General features: G+C 60.2%; 17 protein-coding genes. 1 reads left to right on the forward strand and 16 read right to left on the reverse strand.

Annotated features, from left to right (window positions below; translation table 11 throughout):
* Positions 1-2: 2 nt before the first annotated feature.
* The 10 genes from cpaB to astE all read right to left on the reverse strand — a co-directional run bounded on the left by cpaB (position 3) and on the right by astE (position 10402).
* Entirely contained in the window at positions 3-869 is an 867-nt protein-coding gene (gene cpaB / locus FBAL_RS11995) for a Flp pilus assembly protein CpaB (RefSeq protein WP_013345858.1), read from the reverse strand.
* Between the two features lie 62 nt (positions 870-931).
* Positions 932-2272: a P-loop NTPase family protein gene (locus tag FBAL_RS12000; protein ID WP_013345859.1), complete on the reverse strand. Its 1341-nt coding sequence runs from the start codon at positions 2270-2272 to the stop codon at positions 932-934.
* Between the two features lie 12 nt (positions 2273-2284).
* Complete coding sequence (locus FBAL_RS19635) at positions 2285-2818, reverse strand: A24 family peptidase (protein ID WP_013345860.1); 534 nt, start codon at positions 2816-2818, stop codon at positions 2285-2287.
* Positions 2819-2938: 120 nt separating this feature from the next.
* Entirely contained in the window at positions 2939-3148 is a 210-nt protein-coding gene (locus FBAL_RS12010; protein WP_013345861.1) for a Flp family type IVb pilin, read from the reverse strand.
* Between the two features lie 583 nt (positions 3149-3731).
* Complete coding sequence (locus FBAL_RS12015; protein WP_013345862.1) at positions 3732-5111, reverse strand: L,D-transpeptidase family protein; 1380 nt, start codon at positions 5109-5111, stop codon at positions 3732-3734.
* A 50-nt stretch (positions 5112-5161) separates the two neighbouring features.
* Complete coding sequence (locus tag FBAL_RS20455; protein ID WP_013345863.1) at positions 5162-5329, reverse strand: hypothetical protein; 168 nt, start codon at positions 5327-5329, stop codon at positions 5162-5164.
* A gap of 160 nt (positions 5330-5489) precedes the next feature.
* Positions 5490-7037, reverse strand: a complete 1548-nt coding sequence (locus FBAL_RS12020; RefSeq protein WP_013345864.1) for a dihydrolipoyllysine-residue acetyltransferase — start codon at positions 7035-7037, stop codon at positions 5490-5492.
* Positions 7038-7046: 9 nt separating this feature from the next.
* A complete protein-coding gene (locus tag FBAL_RS12025) occupies positions 7047-8024 on the reverse strand; it encodes an alpha-ketoacid dehydrogenase subunit beta (RefSeq protein WP_013345865.1) in 978 nt (325 codons plus the stop codon).
* Positions 8024-9208, reverse strand: a complete 1185-nt coding sequence (locus tag FBAL_RS12030; RefSeq protein WP_013345866.1) for a thiamine pyrophosphate-dependent dehydrogenase E1 component subunit alpha — start codon at positions 9206-9208, stop codon at positions 8024-8026. The genes FBAL_RS12025 and FBAL_RS12030 overlap by 1 nt, the downstream gene beginning before the upstream one ends.
* Positions 9209-9382: 174 nt before the next feature.
* The gene (gene astE, locus FBAL_RS12035; protein ID WP_013345867.1) at positions 9383-10402 is read right to left on the reverse strand and encodes a succinylglutamate desuccinylase; all 1020 of its coding nucleotides are present in this window, start codon (positions 10400-10402) and stop codon (positions 9383-9385) included.
* A 169-nt stretch (positions 10403-10571) separates the two neighbouring features.
* Between astE and msrA the strand changes: the two genes are divergently transcribed.
* Complete coding sequence (gene msrA / locus FBAL_RS12040) at positions 10572-11063, forward strand: peptide-methionine (S)-S-oxide reductase MsrA (RefSeq protein ID WP_013345868.1); 492 nt, start codon at positions 10572-10574, stop codon at positions 11061-11063.
* Between the two features lie 47 nt (positions 11064-11110).
* Here msrA and ylqF read toward each other — a convergent pair whose 3' ends face one another.
* From ylqF to pgm, 6 genes are all read right to left on the reverse strand, one after another.
* On the reverse strand, positions 11111-12043 hold the full coding sequence (gene ylqF, locus FBAL_RS12045) for a ribosome biogenesis GTPase YlqF (protein ID WP_013345869.1): 933 nt from the start codon (positions 12041-12043) through the stop codon (positions 11111-11113).
* An 88-nt stretch (positions 12044-12131) separates the two neighbouring features.
* Positions 12132-12608: a peroxiredoxin gene (locus FBAL_RS12050; protein ID WP_013345870.1), complete on the reverse strand. Its 477-nt coding sequence runs from the start codon at positions 12606-12608 to the stop codon at positions 12132-12134.
* An 81-nt stretch (positions 12609-12689) separates the two neighbouring features.
* Positions 12690-12956 carry a GNAT family N-acetyltransferase gene (locus FBAL_RS20460; RefSeq protein ID WP_041251287.1) on the reverse strand — a complete coding sequence of 89 codons (267 nt, stop codon included), beginning with the start codon at positions 12954-12956 and terminating at the stop codon, positions 12690-12692.
* A gap of 311 nt (positions 12957-13267) precedes the next feature.
* Positions 13268-13780 carry a GNAT family N-acetyltransferase gene (locus FBAL_RS12060; RefSeq protein ID WP_013345872.1) on the reverse strand — a complete coding sequence of 171 codons (513 nt, stop codon included), beginning with the start codon at positions 13778-13780 and terminating at the stop codon, positions 13268-13270.
* Positions 13781-13784: 4 nt separating this feature from the next.
* On the reverse strand, positions 13785-14510 hold the full coding sequence (locus tag FBAL_RS12065; RefSeq protein WP_013345873.1) for an SIMPL domain-containing protein: 726 nt from the start codon (positions 14508-14510) through the stop codon (positions 13785-13787).
* Positions 14511-14568: 58 nt separating this feature from the next.
* Positions 14569-16206: a phosphoglucomutase (alpha-D-glucose-1,6-bisphosphate-dependent) gene (gene pgm / locus FBAL_RS12070; RefSeq protein ID WP_013345874.1), complete on the reverse strand. Its 1638-nt coding sequence runs from the start codon at positions 16204-16206 to the stop codon at positions 14569-14571.
* Between the last annotated feature and the right edge of the window lie 5 nt (positions 16207-16211).

The raw sequence follows: 16211 nt of genomic DNA on the forward strand, positions 1-16211 counted from the left end.
CGTTATCCATCCTTCTTCGCCATGGTGGTGGGTGCCGGAACGGTGGACAACTCCCGCCCCACGGTAATGGTCTGTTGCTGAGTTCCCTTAATCACTTCGAAACGTCGGCGCTGAGTGACCGGCGCGGGCGCTACCGGCTCGCTGACCGGTGCTGCCACCGGCTCCGGCGCCACCTGTGCGGTTTGCGCCGCCTCATCGCTGGCCACCGCCACCTCAACATCATCGTTTGGGTTACGCAGCGCCAACTGGATGTTGCCGCGGCTGCGGGCGCTCATCAGTTCTTCAGCCTGCTCCAGCGTGACCTCCAGCGTCACCGCACGCACCAGCACCGGCTGATTGCTGTCCTGATTGGCCCGTTGGTCCACCGCCAGCACTTTGAGATTGCTGAGCACCACCTCGGTCTGAGCGGTCTCATCCGCACTGCGCCGCTTGGCCAGGGTCACCAGAACATCGACCCGGTTGCCGGGCAGCAGAAAACCCGCCACCCCAACCACGTCATTCACCCGGATGGTGACGGCGCGCATATTGGGGGCGATCAGGCTCGCCAGCACGCTGCCTTCGCCCTTGGGCACCAGCTTCTGACGACTGAGAAAGTCCCCCTCAACCAGGGGAAACTTGGCCACCATCCCCACCACCTGTTCGGGCTTGGACAGCACCTCGTCCGGCACCAACCCCGGCGGTACTGACTTCAGCACCAGGTGCTTCTCCTGAATGATGGTGCCGGAGGGCACACTGATGGCCATGGTCATCACCGGCTGGCGATTGTCATCGATATCGGACGGTTGCCCCTGCTTAAGCCAGTTCTGAGCCAGCAACACGGCCCCAATACCAAAGCCGATGGAGATAAGGACAAAAAACAATGAGCGCATAACTCAACTCCTCCCATAAAGCCGGTACTGCTGGCGATCTGGTGTAGTAACCGGGTGAAGCATCACCCTTTGACGAAATAGAGATCCCAGGCGTGTTTCAACAGATCACGCGTGATAACCGGCGGCAATCCACCAAACCGCACCTGATCGGAGACAATGGAGAGCAGGTCGCGGGGGTGGCAGGGCAGCAACGGCTTCTGCGCTTCCGGATAGAGCCGATCCAGCGCCCAATCCATCAGCCCCGGCTCCGCCTCAAGGCCGAAGCTGTCGCAGTTTTGCTGCCAAATCTTCAGATAGGTTTGCTTGTCCAGCTGGCCAAAATGCACCTTGTAGCCGAGGCGACGCAGGAAGGCCTCATCCACCAGTTCGGCGGGCGCCAGATTGGTGGAGAACAGCAACAGCTGCTCAAACGGCACTTCAAAGTGCTCACCACTGGGCAGCGAAAGGAAATCCCGGCCCTCTTCCAGCGGCAGAATCCAGCGGTTAAAAATCGCTTTCGGTGAGATGGTCTGACGGCCGAGATCATCAATCAGCAGAATGCCGTTGTTGGCGGTCAGCCCAATCGGGGCACGGAAGGTGCGGCTGTTGCTGTCAAAACTGATGTCCAGCATCGACAGGGTTAACTCGCCCCCAATCATCAACAGGGGCCGTTGGCACCGATGCCAGCGGCCATCGACGCGCTCCGCCACCAGTTCAAGCTCATCACCGTGGTCCTCCTCCATCTTGTGATGGAAGTGCGGGTCGTAAACCTGAACGATGTGGTGCCCCACAGCGATGGCATGGGGGATCAGCACCTCGTCCTGGAACAACCGGTTGAGCTGCCGACAAAGAAAGGATTTCCCGGTCCCCGCCAGGCCGTAGATTAGCAGGGGACGGGTGGAGTTGAGCGCCGGGCCCAGTTGCTCCAGCAAACCGGTGGGCACCACCACCTCTTTCATCGCCTCAACAAAGTCTTCGCGGGTGATCTGGTGGTGGCGGCTGGATTGCTGGCGACACACGTCGCGATACTGGTTTAATGGCACCGGCGCCGGGCCAAGATAGCCGCTGGTGGCAAACAGGTTCTGAGCCTGACGACGCCCCTCGCCACTGAGGGAGAAACGCTGCTGACCGGAGCGGCTGGTCTGGCGGTTCTCCACCAGTCCGGTTTCCTTACCTTCACTCAGTAAGGCTTGCACGATGCTGCCGCGCAGCGCCAACCGTTGGCTCAGTTGCAACAGGGTCAACGCGTCACCGTCGTAGAGGTGCTTCACCATCAGGTTAAGCAACAGCCCCGGCTCCAGCCCGGTGTCCTCCAAGCCGATAGGGTTATTGGCCACCGTGGCCGGTGAGGTATCCACCCGATCAGCCTGGTGCTCCTCTTGCGGCGCCACACTGGGTTGGCTATTCGACGAATTCAGAAACATCCCTCTTCCCCCCTAAAGGCCGGGTAACGACAACCATTGTGTCAGCACCCAACCCATCGCCAGTGCCGGTGCGTAAGGCACCCGAGTAGCCGCCGCCTCACCCTGCTCCGGGGCAAAGTACTGGCGGGTCATGAAACACTGGTAGTAACGCTTGGCGGTGGCGGTCAGCCCGTCCCACCCCACCTGATTGACGGCCAACAGGGGGGCAACCAGGGCACCGCACACGATGCCCAGGGCCAATACCCACAGTGACAATACCGGTCCCATCAGCGCTCCCATCCCCATCATCAGCTTGACGTCACCGGCGCCGATAAAGCCCTTGGCGTAGAGCGGCACCATCAGTAATGCCACGGCCGCACCGGCCAGAGCGATGCCTGCACCGGCCAATCCGGAGTGGTAGAGATGGAAAGACAAACCGGAAAACAAGGCCAGTAAGGCCAGGACATTAGGGATCCGCTGAGTGCGCAGATCACAGACTAAGGCGAGGGCAAAACCGACCACGATCAAGCCGGTCTGCACGCTGTCGTAAGGAGTAATGCTGCTCATAGGTCACCGTGCGTCATGACTGCCTGTCAAACAATTCGGTGTTCACGTAACGCACGGACCGCAAACACAAAAGTGGCTCACTGACTGACTGTCATCAATCAGCCAGCGAGCAGAACCGGTTTAACCGGCGCCACCGTCAGCAGGGGCGTCAGCGCAGTTGGTCCCATTTACCGCATCATCCAGGCATTCGATTTGCGCGGTGGCGCTGTCACCCAAAGCGATGAATGCGCCCACCATGCCACCAACCACCAGACCACCGGCAATGGCGTACTCCACGGCAGTCAGACCAGACTCATCATTCCAAAAATTCAGTAATGCTTGCTTAATCATGCTCAACCTCCAAAGTTGACCAGCTATCGAAAAACTCCCCGGAACATCCGGTTGATACGGGGGCAGACCGCCCAAACACACCCACCTCACTTAAACCGTAGTCCAGAGTGGGAAAAGTTGCCCTGCAGAAAATCGGTTGACTCAGATCTTTGTTGCCGGGCAGGTCGGTAGGTATAGACCCTTTGGATCTAATCTGCGTACTTTCTCGATTTATCGACTTTGCTATCCTGCTGTTCTTGATGGGTTTCATGGCATACGCTCAACACCGTCAAAAATGAATGACGCTCACGCTCGCATTAAATTCGCAAGAAGCAGGACTTTTCGAAAAGTTTTTGCTAGGGCGAAGGGAGACACAGGAAAGGCTGGGCAGATACAAAACCCTGTGGCATCGGGGCCTATCGGCTGATACCAATAAAAACCAAGTATAAGAGTAGGTTTTAAAGATTTCCCAAAGCTCCGGATGACTATTTCGTCGCAAACCGGGCAATAAAGCGGAAAAACGGAATGAGATAACTCCGGTTTTGGAGGCTTTACCAGCATACCGGCAGGCAAACACCGCTTTACTCAATAAAACCGGTCCGGCTTAACCGGCCACCCAGCCATAAACATCGTCAACCAGATGCAGACGGTTATCCGGCCCCACCCAGGCCGGCATATACACCAGGTAAACCGCGACCCGTGACCCGACCCGCGCCGTGACCGAATCATGCTGCTGCAGCGCCTGTGCCACCTGACGCTGACGCCCACTGGATTCATTGGCCAGCAGATAGTCCAGTACCCGCTGGTACTCCGCCACCCTGACGCAACCATGGCTGAGCGCCCGTTGCGATTGACGGAACAGCCTGGGGTTATTGGTGTCATGCAGGTAGATGGCCCGGCTTTGCGCCAGGTTGAAACGCACTTTACCCAGGGGATTGTTGCGTCCGGGCTTCTGCCGCAGCTGATAGCGGCCAAGCACGTTGTTCACGTTCTCCGGCGTAACCTGAGTCCAGGGCAATCGGCTCTGTCCCTTTCCGACCCACTCAAAACCTTGCCTATGGAGTGTGGTGGGGTCCTGCCGATAGCCGGGCAACAGCTCGTTGCGCACAATGCTCATCGGTGGCGTCCAGGAGGGATTGAGGGTGACGCTGCTGAAGTAACTGTTCATCTTTGGGGTGGGATTTGCCGGGCTGCCCACAATCACCGGCACCGCCAGCTCCACCGCCTCATCGTTCAGCACCAGCAATTCATAACGGGGTATGTTGACCAGCATGGCATAGCCCTCTATGCGGTCCGGCAACTGGTACCACTGGCGTAACGAATACTGAATCGCCGCTATACGATCCTGTCCGACCGAGCCCAGATGGCGCCGGGTCGCGCTGTCCAATCGGCCAGTGGCGCTGAGCCCGTTGCTGTCCTGATACTGTTTAAGCAGTGCGGTAAAAGGGGGATCCCACACCGGCCTGTCCTGCAGCGTGGGGGGCAGTGCCTCCCCCAGTCGTATCGCCAGCGCCCGTCGCAGCTGGGCGAGGTCCGGGTGGCTCTGGCCCAGCCCCAGCGATTGCAGGGGGGCAAGGCCGGGGATCGGAACCCGCTCTATCTGGCGCTCCCGCACCAGGGCGCTGCGTAACCGGGCAAAGCCCCTGTACTCGGGGGTCAGGTTGGCGATCAGCCGGTCCAGCTGGCCCTGCTGTTCTGCCGCCATCAACTGCGCCTGGGGGGATGGCTCTCCCCCGCCGCGCAGCTGCTGGCGCAACTCAAGCAGGCGCAGCGTGGCGGTGGTGATCGCCTGATCATGAGCGTCGACCGAGGCATAGGGGCCTGGCTGTAGCAGGCCCAGATCGGAAAGCAGTTGCTGATAATCGGAGAGTTGAAACGCCAGCTCAGGCGTGAACCAGCGCAGGGAGGTTGGGGCTTGTGGGCCGTCAGCAGCCAACAGGGGGCCGCACCACAGCACCACTGCCAGCAACAAAATCCGTGTCATCGCCACTCCTCCCTGTAACGTGACGAAAGTATAGTTAACTCAGCGGACTATCAGCTGACTCGGTTCAATATTTTCAGCCCGGTCAGCTGGCGCAGCCAGGGCATCAGGGTGAGAGTTACCCCTGACAGCAGCACCCACAGGCCATTTCCCGTCGGTTCCGCCAATAGCATCGCCACACCCACCACATTCAACATGGTAGCCAGAATCATCAGTAGCATGGGTTCATCCCCGTTGGCTCAGACACTTCACAACCTAAACGCTGTTCACTAAATGCACAAGTGACGGAAATCGAAACGGCTTTTACCCGCCAGATGGATCAATCGGCCGGATCAAAAAAGGCCGGCAATCTGCCGGCCTTTTTGGGTTTGACTGTCGTTATCAGCGCATCGCCATCAGCATCGCTTCAGGCTGCTCCAGGTACTGCTTCCACAGGTTGCAGAAGCGGGCGATGGTGCCACCGTCGATCACCCGGTGATCACCGGACCAGCTGACCTGCATGATGGTGCGCGCTTCCACCTCACCATTGGCGTTAAACCGTGGCAGGGTTTGCAGCTTACCCAGCGCCACAATGGCCACTTCCGGCTTATTGATGATGGGGGTCGCTACGGTACCGCCCAGCGCACCAATGTTGGAGATGGAGATGCTGCCGCCCTTGATGTCGGCCGGATCCACTCGCCCGTCACGGGCTGACTGGGTCAGTCGGGTCACCTCATTGGCGACATCAACGATGCTCTTATGCTGCACCTGCTTAACGTTGGGCACAATCAGCCCCAGCTTGCCATCCACGGCCATGCCGATGTTGTGGTCGGCAACGTAGGTCAGTTCACTGCAGTCGTCGTTAACCCGGCTGTTCAGCACCGGGAACTCGCTCATCGCCAGCGACAACGCTTTGATAAAGAACGGCATCAGGGTGAGCTTCACGCCGGCATCGGCGTACTGCTGCTTCATCCGGGCACGCAGCGCCACCAGCTCAGTCAGATCCAGCTCTTCACAGTAGGTAAAGTGCGGGATGGTTTGGACCGACGCGGTCATCTGGCGGGCCATGGCGGCCTTAATGCCGCGGATGGGTTCAACCCGATCTTCACCACTGGCCAGCAGCGGCACCGCCTGAGGGGTCGCCTGAGGGGCCGGGGCAGACGTAGGCTCGGCCGCAGGTTGCGCTGCCGGGGTGCCGTTCAGGTAGGCCTGCACGTCCTCTTTAAAGACCCGGCCGTTCTTGCCGGTGCCCGCCACCTGCGCCAGATCGACGTCATGCTCACGGGCCAGTCGGCGCACCGCCGGGCTGGCCAACGCTTTGCCACTGCGCACCGGCGCATCCGGCGTGGCGGGACGGGTGTTGGCCGCAGCGTCAGCCGGCGCACTGGCCGGCGTTGAGGCCACCGCATCCGTACTGGCGGGCACTTCCAGGGCAAACAGGGGTTCATGCACCTTGGCCACCTGCCCCTTGCGGTAATAGAGGGTCTTGATGATGCCCGCTTCCTTGGCCGGGATCTGCACCAGGGCCTTATCGGTCATCACGTCGCAGATCGGTTGGTCTTCCTCGACCGGGTCACCCTCGGCTACCAGCCAATCCACCACTTCGCACTCGACGATGCCTTCCCCGATGTCCGGCAGGATAAAGTCACGCACTTCAGTGGGCGCACTGGCCACCGGCGCAGCGGCCGGTTGGTCAGCCGGGGTGGCCTCGCCTTCCAGTTGCACCTGGAACAGCGGCTCGTGCACCTTGGCAATCTCACCCTTCTGGTAGTACAGCTTGGTCACCACACCATCGTAGGGAGCGGGGATCTGAACCAGCGCCTTGTCGGTCATCACGTCCGCCACCGGCTGATCCTCTTTGATCACCTCCCCCTCGCTGACCAGCCAGTCAACCAGTTCACACTCGACCACGCCTTCGCCGATATCAGGGAGGATAAAGTCCTTGATCATGTCCACTCCTTAGAAATTCACCGAGGCTTTGATCGCCTCGAAGATCTTGTGCTCGTTGGCCATATGTTCCTTCTCCAGCATCAGCGGATAGGGGGTATCCAGGCCACAAACCCGGGCAATCGGCGACTCAAGATAGAGGAAGCAGCGCTCCTGAATGGCGGCCGCAATCTCCCCGGCAAAGCCGCCGGTCAGCGGTGCTTCGTGGGAGATCAGCAGGCGTCCGGTTTTCTCAACCGAGGCCGCTACGGTGTCCACATCCCAGGGCAGCAGAGTGCGCAGATCGATGATTTCGCAGCTGATGCCCATCGCTTCGGCGCGCTTGGCGGCGTTCTCGATCAGCTCCATCTGGGCGCCCCACCCCAACAGGGTGATGTCGGTGCCCGGCTTCACCACTTCCGCTTCGGACAGCGGCAGCTGGTAATCCTCCTCCGGCACTTCACCGACGGACGCACGGTAGAGACGCTTGGGCTCGAAAAACACCACCGGGTTGTCGTCACGGATAGAGGCCAGCAACAGGCCCTTAGCCTGATGGGGGTTACGGGGCACCACCACCTTCAAACCCGGTGTTTGGGTGAAGTAGGCTTCCGGTGACTGGGAGTGATAGTGACCCCCGGCAATGCCACCGCCATAGGGGGTACGGATGGTGAGGCCGCCGACATTGAATTCGTTGCCGCTGCGGTAGCGGAACTTGGCGGACTCATTCACGATCTGGTCGAACGCCGGGAAGATGTAATCGGCGAACTGGATCTCCGCCACCGGACGGTGGCCCTGGGCCGCCAGACCGTTGGCAAAGCCAATAATGCCCTGCTCAGTCAGCGGGGTGTTGAAACACCGTGCCTTGCCGAATTTGTCCTGCAGTTTGGCGGTGGCGCGGAACACGCCACCAAAGTGACCGACATCTTCACCAAAGCAGAGCACCCGCTCATCGGCGGCCATGGCGATATCGAGGGCGTTATTGATCGCCTGCAACAGGTTCATTTGCGCCATTACTTGGCCTCCTTGCCGGCGGTGGCCGGGTACTGCTCGGGGTACAGCTTGATCTGCTCGCGCACACTGTCGAGCTGCTCAGCCAGATGACGGGGGATCTGGTCATACACATCGCTGACCAAAGTGTCGAGTCCCGGTGCCGGGATCTTCTCCGCCACTTTCACCGCCGCCAGTACCTCCTCGCGGTAGGTCTGGTACAGCGCCTCATCTTCCGCTTCGCTCCACCAACCTTTGTTGATCAGCCACAGCTTGTAGCGCAGTACCGGATCGTGCTCACGCCACTTGGCTTCCTCTTCGCGGGAGCGGTAGCCGGTGGGGTCATCGGAGCTGGAGTGCGCGCCGAGACGGTAGGTCATCGCTTCGATCAGTACCGGGCACTGTTCCGACAGGGCGATGGCACGGGCCTGTTGGGTGGCGGCCAGCACCGCCAGCATGTCATTGCCGTCAACGCGAATGGTCTTGATGCCGTAACCCACGCCACGGGGCGCGATGCCGTCACCGGCGAACTGCTCATTGGCGGGGGTGGAGATGGCATAACCGTTATTGCGGCAGAAGAAGATCACCGGGGCCTGATGCACCGCGGCCATATTCAGGCCAGCGTGGAAGTCCCCTTCCGAGGCGGCACCTTCACCGAAGTAGCAGATAGTGACCGCCGGGTCGCCCGCCAGCTTCTGGCCGTAGGCGTAGCCCGCCGCCTGCGGGATTTGGGTACCCAGCGGTGAGGAGATGGTCATGTAGTTGAGTGCCTGGCTGCCATAGTGAATCGGCATCTGGCGGCCTTTGCCCAGGTCCTTCGCGTTGGAGAACATCTGGTTCATAAACTGCTCAGTGGTGAAACCGCGGTAGCGCAGGGCAGCCTGCTCGCGGTACTGAGCCATGATCATGTCCTGCGCTTCCAGTGCGGCGGCGGAGCCAGTTACGGCGGCCTCTTCGCCGGTGCAGGTCATGTAGAAGCTGATTCGGCCCTGACGCTGGGCGGCCAGCATCCGCTCATCAAGAACGCGGATAAAGGCGCAGGTGTCGTAGATCCTGAGCGCCAATGCCTTGTCGATCATCGGCATTACGGCTTGCTCATAGGCGGTGCCGTCAGCCTGCAGGATCTTCAGAGTGGGAATGGCCAATGCCTGGCCCTCGGTAAAGGTGGCCTGGTGGCTCACCGCATCCAAGGTCGAACTGTCCGTCATCGTTACTGTCCCAATGGTTGCTTGTGGTTTCCCGGCGCAATTTGGCCAGGCACTTCTTATCGTTATAGTTTGTCCGGGCTCACGTTACCTTTACGTAAACTGCTTAACAACCTCCCTTGACAGCCCCAACCCGGTACGACAGGCAGCGGGCTGTACAAGGGAATTTACATCGAGCTACTCGAACGGCTGGTCCGACCCGACCGGCACCACCGTCAGCAACGCCCGCTGACCGTTCGCCACCCGGGCATTGGGAAACACGATCGCCTCCTCCTCCGCCACCACGTAGTGCGCCTTTCCGCCATCGGTGGCCAGCAGATGGCCCCGGGGAAACGGAGTGAAATTGGCCTCATCGTCGGCAAAGGTGAAGGCAAAATCGTCGCTGTGCTTGTTGATCACCTGAGCCACATCAAACACGGTGATGCGGCTGCGGTCGACCTGCTCCAGCCCCAGCGGCTGCGCCGCCAGCAAACGGGCCAGCTGCTGCTTCATCGCCGCCAGGCGGGCCGGGTCATTCTCGCCAAAGGGGTGCACCTTACCCAACTCCACGGTAAAGGCATCGGCGCCAAACTCGTTGGAGGAAAAGTAGCTGAAGGTGGTGGTGGCACTGTGGGAAAGCAGGATGGTCTCCACCCCGCCACTGGCCAGAAAGTCGATCTGCTGCCAGCGCCAGGGACGACCATGGCGGAACGGGTAGATGGCAAACTTCTCCCGCCGGGAGTCACGGATGGCGGTATGCAGGTCGTAGTGGTAGCGCGCCCTGCCCTCACCTCCGGCCTCAAAAAAGTCGCGAACATACCGCTCCAACAACGCAGCACGGTGGTGTTCCGCGGTGTCGCCCTGCTGGTGGGCCCCACTGAATAAGCGGTTGAGGTTCACCTCAAGCTCACGCTTACCCGCCACCATGGCGGGTGGGTTACCCAACAGCACCAGCAGGCGACTGCGCAGGGGCAGGCTGCCGTCCAGCAACGCGCCCACCAGCTCATTCAGCATCTCGATGGGGCCGGTTTCGTTACCGTGTACCCCTGCTGACAACACCACATCCTGTTCGGTGGGCCGGGACGGTTCGATGATCATCACGCCGACGTCCGGCAACTGTACTTTGGTGCCGTCAGCCAGGGTGAAGGTTTCGGTTTGGGGAAGGTGGTGGGGGTGGGCCAGGGTGTGGACCAACAGATCCTTATTGTCTTGAAGCACTATCTCTCTCCTTGGAGACTTCCTTTGCGGCCCATTGTAACAGCGTGCTTACGGCAAACCAGCACGACAGCAACCGGGGCTTGGCAAGCGCGTCAACTTGGGTTAGGCTTCTGGATGTTTAGCCATCCAAACGTCCACAGTTAAGAGTCGACAGTCAGGGAGAGAAGCCATGAGTCAGTACCGCATTGCCACCCTCGGGGCAGGTTGTTTTTGGGGCGTCGAGCATTTCCTGCGCCAGATCCCCGGTGTGAAAGCGGTGGTATGTGGCTATATGGGCGGCCATGTGGAGCACCCCACCTACCCGGAAGTAAAAAGCGGGCAAACCGGCCATGCCGAGGTGGTGCAGGTGGAGTTTGATCCCAACGAGGTGGATTTCGAGACCTTGCTGACCTTCTTCTGGCAACACCACAACCCCACCACCCTCAACCAGCAGGGCGAAGACATCGGCAGCCAGTACCGCTCGGTGATCTTCTTTCACGACGAAACGCAGCGCCTGGCCGCTGAAGTGTCCAAAGCCACGCAACAGCGAGATGGTTACTGGAAAGCGAAGCGCATCGTCACCGAGATCTGCCCCGCCAGCACCTTCTGGCGTGCCGAGGAGTATCACCAGAACTACCTGGCCCGTAACGAACAACCCAGCTGTCACCTGCCCTTCTACTGAGCACAAAAAAACCGGGCGCTGGCCCGGTTTCTGTTTTGGCGTTGCCCTTAACGGCGACGTTTGCGCTTCTTGCCGCGCTCGTCCTCTTTGGCCGCTTTCGCGGCTTCCGCTTTCTCCCGCAGAATCGCCAGCTCTGCCTCTTCGCGCTCTTTCATCTCCGGGGTTTCCAGAGTGATGCGGCCCAGGGTGCCGGAGCGCAGTTCATTGATCAGGATGGTGCCGAACTTGGTGAAGTCGACCTGGTTGCCGGAGCGCACGCAGCCACGCAGCTTGCCCGCCATCTCCATAAACTCCCAGTCGGTTTGCGGCAGTTCATCAAGCTTGTAGCGGCTTTTCAGCAGCTCCGGATAGGCGCCAAGCAGATACTCAGAGACGTAGCTGCCCACATCCTCGTACACCACCACGGTGTCACGAATGGCACCGGTTGCCGCCAGACGGTAACCGTAATGCTCGTTCTCCAGCTTGGGCCACAGCATGCCGGGGGTGTCGTACAGCATGATGCCGTCATCCAGCTTGATGCGCTGCTGGGCTTTGGTCACGGCCGGCTCGTTGCCGGTTTTTGCCACCACGCGGCCCGCCAAGGTGTTGATCAGGGTGGATTTGCCCACGTTGGGGATCCCCATGATCATCGCCTTAATCTGCTTACCCGGGCCCACTTTGCTGGGCACCAGCTTCTGGCACAGTTCGGTGATCTTATGCACGTGGCTGACCTTATCGTCCGCCAGCGCCAGGGTTTTCACCCCGCGCTCCTGCTCCAGGTAGGCCATCCAGGCCTGAGTCATCTCCGGGTCAGCCAGATCCGCCTTGTTGAGGATCTTGATCACCGGCTTATCCCGACGCAGCTTCGCCACCATGGGGTTTTCACTGCTGTAGGGGATGCGCGCATCGAGCACTTCGATGATCACGTCCATCTGGGGCATGATCTCTTTAATCTCGTTGCGGGCTTTGTTCATATGGCCGGGGAACCACTGGATCGACATCGGCTTCTCTCGTGACTAAGGGGTGGGCGAAGTGTACCCGACCCGGCCCACGGCGTCAGCAAAAGGGGGCCAACCGGCCCCCTTTTGATTACGGGTTCAGCGCTTTGAGCAGGGTTTCCGCATCGCTGACCTCGAACGCCTTGGGTGCTTCCACGTTCAGCACCGTCACCACGTTGTCTTTGACGATCATGGCGTAGCGTTGGGCGCGGGTGCCACCAAAGGCGCCGGTTTCCATGCTCAGCCCCATCGCCTTGTGGGCCGAGCCGTCACCGTCCGCCAGCATATCGATGGCATCGGCGTTCTGGCTGTCGCCCCAGGCTTTCATCACGAAGGCGTCATTCACTGCCACGCAGGCAATGGCATCGGCTCCAGCGGCTTTGAGCTTATCCGCCAGCACCACGTAGCCAGGCAGATGGGCTTCGCTGCAGGTGGGCGTAAAGGCCCCCGGCACCGCGAACAACACCACGGTGCGACCGGCAAAATACCGGTTATCCAGGGTTTCCATACCATCCGCGCTGAGGCGGGTGAACTCAATCGGGGGAAGCGGTTGTCCAACGGCAATCATCTCGGGCTCCTTCGTGCTGTGCCGGAGCATTAAGCGTATCCGCTTTTTCCAACAACAAACACTTGAGGTTGGTACGGCTTCTCAGAGTCCGCCTCCAAGGCAGTAACGACCGGCGCCACAGGGTTCGAATCCGGCAAAGCGCAATACCTTCAGCGCGGCCTCGTCGCCCTCTTGCAGATGAGCCTCCAGATTGTCGCCCGGACACAGCTGCTGGAAACGGTGGCCCCAGGCCCGCACCATCTCCTGGGCATACCCCTGGCCGCGGGCCGAATCGAGCAACAGGAATTCAATGCGCCAGAGGGAAGGCGCCGAGGGCCAAATCAGTACCAGCCCGATGCATTCCCCCATTGAGTCAAGAACAACGGAGGGAGGTAAGCGAGAATCAAACTGGCTGAGATCGAGAACAGAGGGGGCATCCCGCAGCGCGGGCAACCAGGACGTATCTTCGGGTAACACCGGGCGAAGCGTCAGTCGAGCAGTAGTAAAAAACATGGACTCCCTGAAATACCGCTACAGTTCAGAGGTTTAGATTACATAAAACGCATAGTGCCATACCCGACTTTTTTATACGTTATGCAAAAAAGATGTATTTGTATCGTTTTTGTTTCGCGCCATGGCCAGCCATCAGGGCGAACGCCCCATCTGCCAGCAGAACCCGCTTACTCAGAAAACGTCAGCTGATAATGGCGATCGAGCAGCTGGTAATCCGGATTAAACCACTCGCGCACAAGCGCAAACCCACACTTCTCCAGAATCCGGCAGGATGCGACGTTGTCGCTGAACGCGAAAGCATGGAGCGTCTCGCCTTTAAGCGGCTGCTGCAGGTAGCCCACCAGCGCTTCGGCCAACTCTGACGCCAACCCTTGCCCCCAACAGTAACGATGGAACTTGTAGCCCATCTCCCACTGCTGGTCGTCATTACGATAGACTGCGGCGGTGCCCAACCCCTCGCCCTCGCGGTTCACCACGGCCCAGAGGCATAACTGACCGTCCAGCTCCCGTCGGCCCGCCAGTTCCAGTAAAGCGAAGGTGGACTGCTCCGGTGTTTGAGCCGGACGGTCGGTATAACGCATCACCTCCGGATCCCCCTCCAATTCAACGAACCAGGGCAGGTCAGCCTGCAGCAACGGCCGCACGATCAGTCGTTCGGTGGTAAAGATGGGGCTGGCCATGATGTTAGTCCGACAGGTAATACTCAACCGTGGACACCACCCGAATCTTTTTGATGTAGGGGGTATTGGCATCGCGGTCGCTGATGGAAAACTGGCCCTGACTGGCACGCTTGATCTTACCCAGCCGACTCTGTGAATCCTCGGCAAACTTTTGCGCCACCGAGCGTGCGTTCATGGTGGCTTCCTCCACCATCTCCGGCTTGATGTCGTTCAGGCGCAAAAACAGATACTGCACCGCTCCGCGGTAATCATCCTGGCTGATGACGATGCCCTGTTTGCCCAACGTGGCAATCTCCCCCATGATGCGGCGGGTGTTCTCCACCTCGTAGGAGTAGACCGTCAGGGTCTGGCTGGCGGAGTAGCGGAACGGCACCTCAGCCGGGCCGCCATACTGCTGGGCCAGCTTATCCACCACCGTCGGGGCTGACAGGGTAATGGCATCCGGCGACAGCCCTTCACGGGTCAGGAAGGTCTGGATCACCTGCATATCGGATTCCAGCTTGTTGTACAGCGCGGTCAGGTCATTGTCGGCAGCAATCACGCGGATGGGCCACAGCACCACGTCCGCCGCCTCCTCCCGCTCTGACAGCCCCTTGACCGTTACGGTGCGCTCATACTCCTTAATCGACAGCGCGCTGCTACCCAGCTGGTAGCCCAGCGCAGCCAGTCCAAGCACCAGCCCAATCGCCAAAATCAATGCGGGCCGAACGTAGGCGGATTTCACGTTCACGGGCGCCTCCTGAGGCAAAGAAAACAAAAAAGGGAGCCACACGGGCTCCCTGTTCAGATTAGCTGCTGAGCTGGCTGATCAGCGCTTGCGCTTCCTCCAGCAGCAAGGCGAGGTGCGCCTCGTCACGGCTGCTTTCGGCGTAGATCTTGTAGATCGGCTCGGTACCGGAGGGGCGGGCCGCAAACCAGCCGTTTTCGGTCACCACCTTTAAGCCACCGATATTGGCCTGATTGCCCGGGGCTTTGGTCAGCACCGCCTGAACCGGCTCACCGGCCAGGGATTCCACCGCCAGCGCGTCGGCATCCAACGACTTAAACGCCGCCTTGATGGCCGCAGTGGCGGGCGCGTCGATACGGCGATAATGGTGCTCACCAAACTGCCCGGCAAGACGCTGGTAGTGCGCGGCCGGACTCTCGCCGGTAACCGCCAGAATCTCCGCTGCCAGCAGACAGAGGATAAAGCCATCTTTATCGGTGCTGAAGGCGCGGCCCTGTCGGTCGAGGAAGCTGGCGCCCGCACTCTCTTCGCCGCCAAAGCCCAGGGTGCCCAGGCTCAGACCTTCAACAAACCATTTGAAGCCCACCGGCACCTCTTGCAGAGGATGGCCCTTGGCAGCCACCACCTTGTCGATGATGGCGCTGGACACCAGGGTTTTGCCGACGGCAATGCCCTGCGGCCAGTTGGGACGATGCCCCAACAGGTAATCGATGGCGACGGCCAGATAGTGGTTGGGGTTCATCAAACCGCCATCACGGCAAACGATACCGTGGCGATCGGCGTCCGGGTCATTGGCCAGGGCCAGATCAAACTGGTCCTTCAACTTCAGCAGCGGCGCCATGGCGTGGCTGGAGGAGCAATCCATGCGGATCTGACCATCCTTATCCAGCGCCATAAAGCCAAAGGCCGGGTCAACGCGATCATTCACCACGCTGAGATTCAGACCGTAGCGCTCGCCGATGCGCTGCCATACCGAGACGGCCGCACCGCCGAGGGGATCTACGCCCAATCGAACACCCGCCTTGGCGATGGCTTCCATATCCACCACCTGACCCAATGCCTCGATATATTCGCCAATCAGGTCCCACTCCTCGACCAGCGCGGTGGCCATGGCCACATCGTGACTGACCCAACGTACCCCTTCCAGGCCATGGGCCAGGTAATGGTTGGCGCGTTCAGCAATAAAGTCGGTCACATCGGTATCGGCGGGGCCACCGTGGGGCGGGTTGTACTTGATGCCACCGTCCGCCGGCGGATTGTGGCTGGGGGTCAGGATCAAGCCATCCGCCAGCTCATCGCTGCTGCGGTTATAGCGGATCACCCCATAGGACAGCACCGGGGTCGGCAGGAAGGCACGCCCCTTCTGCACATGTACCCGCACCCCGTTGGCCGCCAGCACCTCAATGGCGCTGAAAAACGCCGGCTGACTCAGTGCGTGGGTGTCAAAACCCAGCAGCATCGGACCGCGGATCCCGGCCTGGCGACGGTAGTCGACCACGGCCTGGGTAATGGCACGGATATGGGATTGGTTAAAGCTGCGCTTCAATGCGCTGCCGCGGTGTCCGGAGGTGCCAAAGCTGACCTGCTCGGCGGCGGCATCGGCACGGGGTGCCAGGGTGTAGTAACTGCTGATCAAGTGGGGAATGTCGACCAAGTCAGATTGCAGGGCAGGCGTACCTGCCCGGGCATGAAGAGACATAGCGT

The organism is Ferrimonas balearica DSM 9799 (genome assembly GCF_000148645.1).
Classification (GTDB): Bacteria; Pseudomonadota; Gammaproteobacteria; order Enterobacterales; family Shewanellaceae; genus Ferrimonas; species Ferrimonas balearica.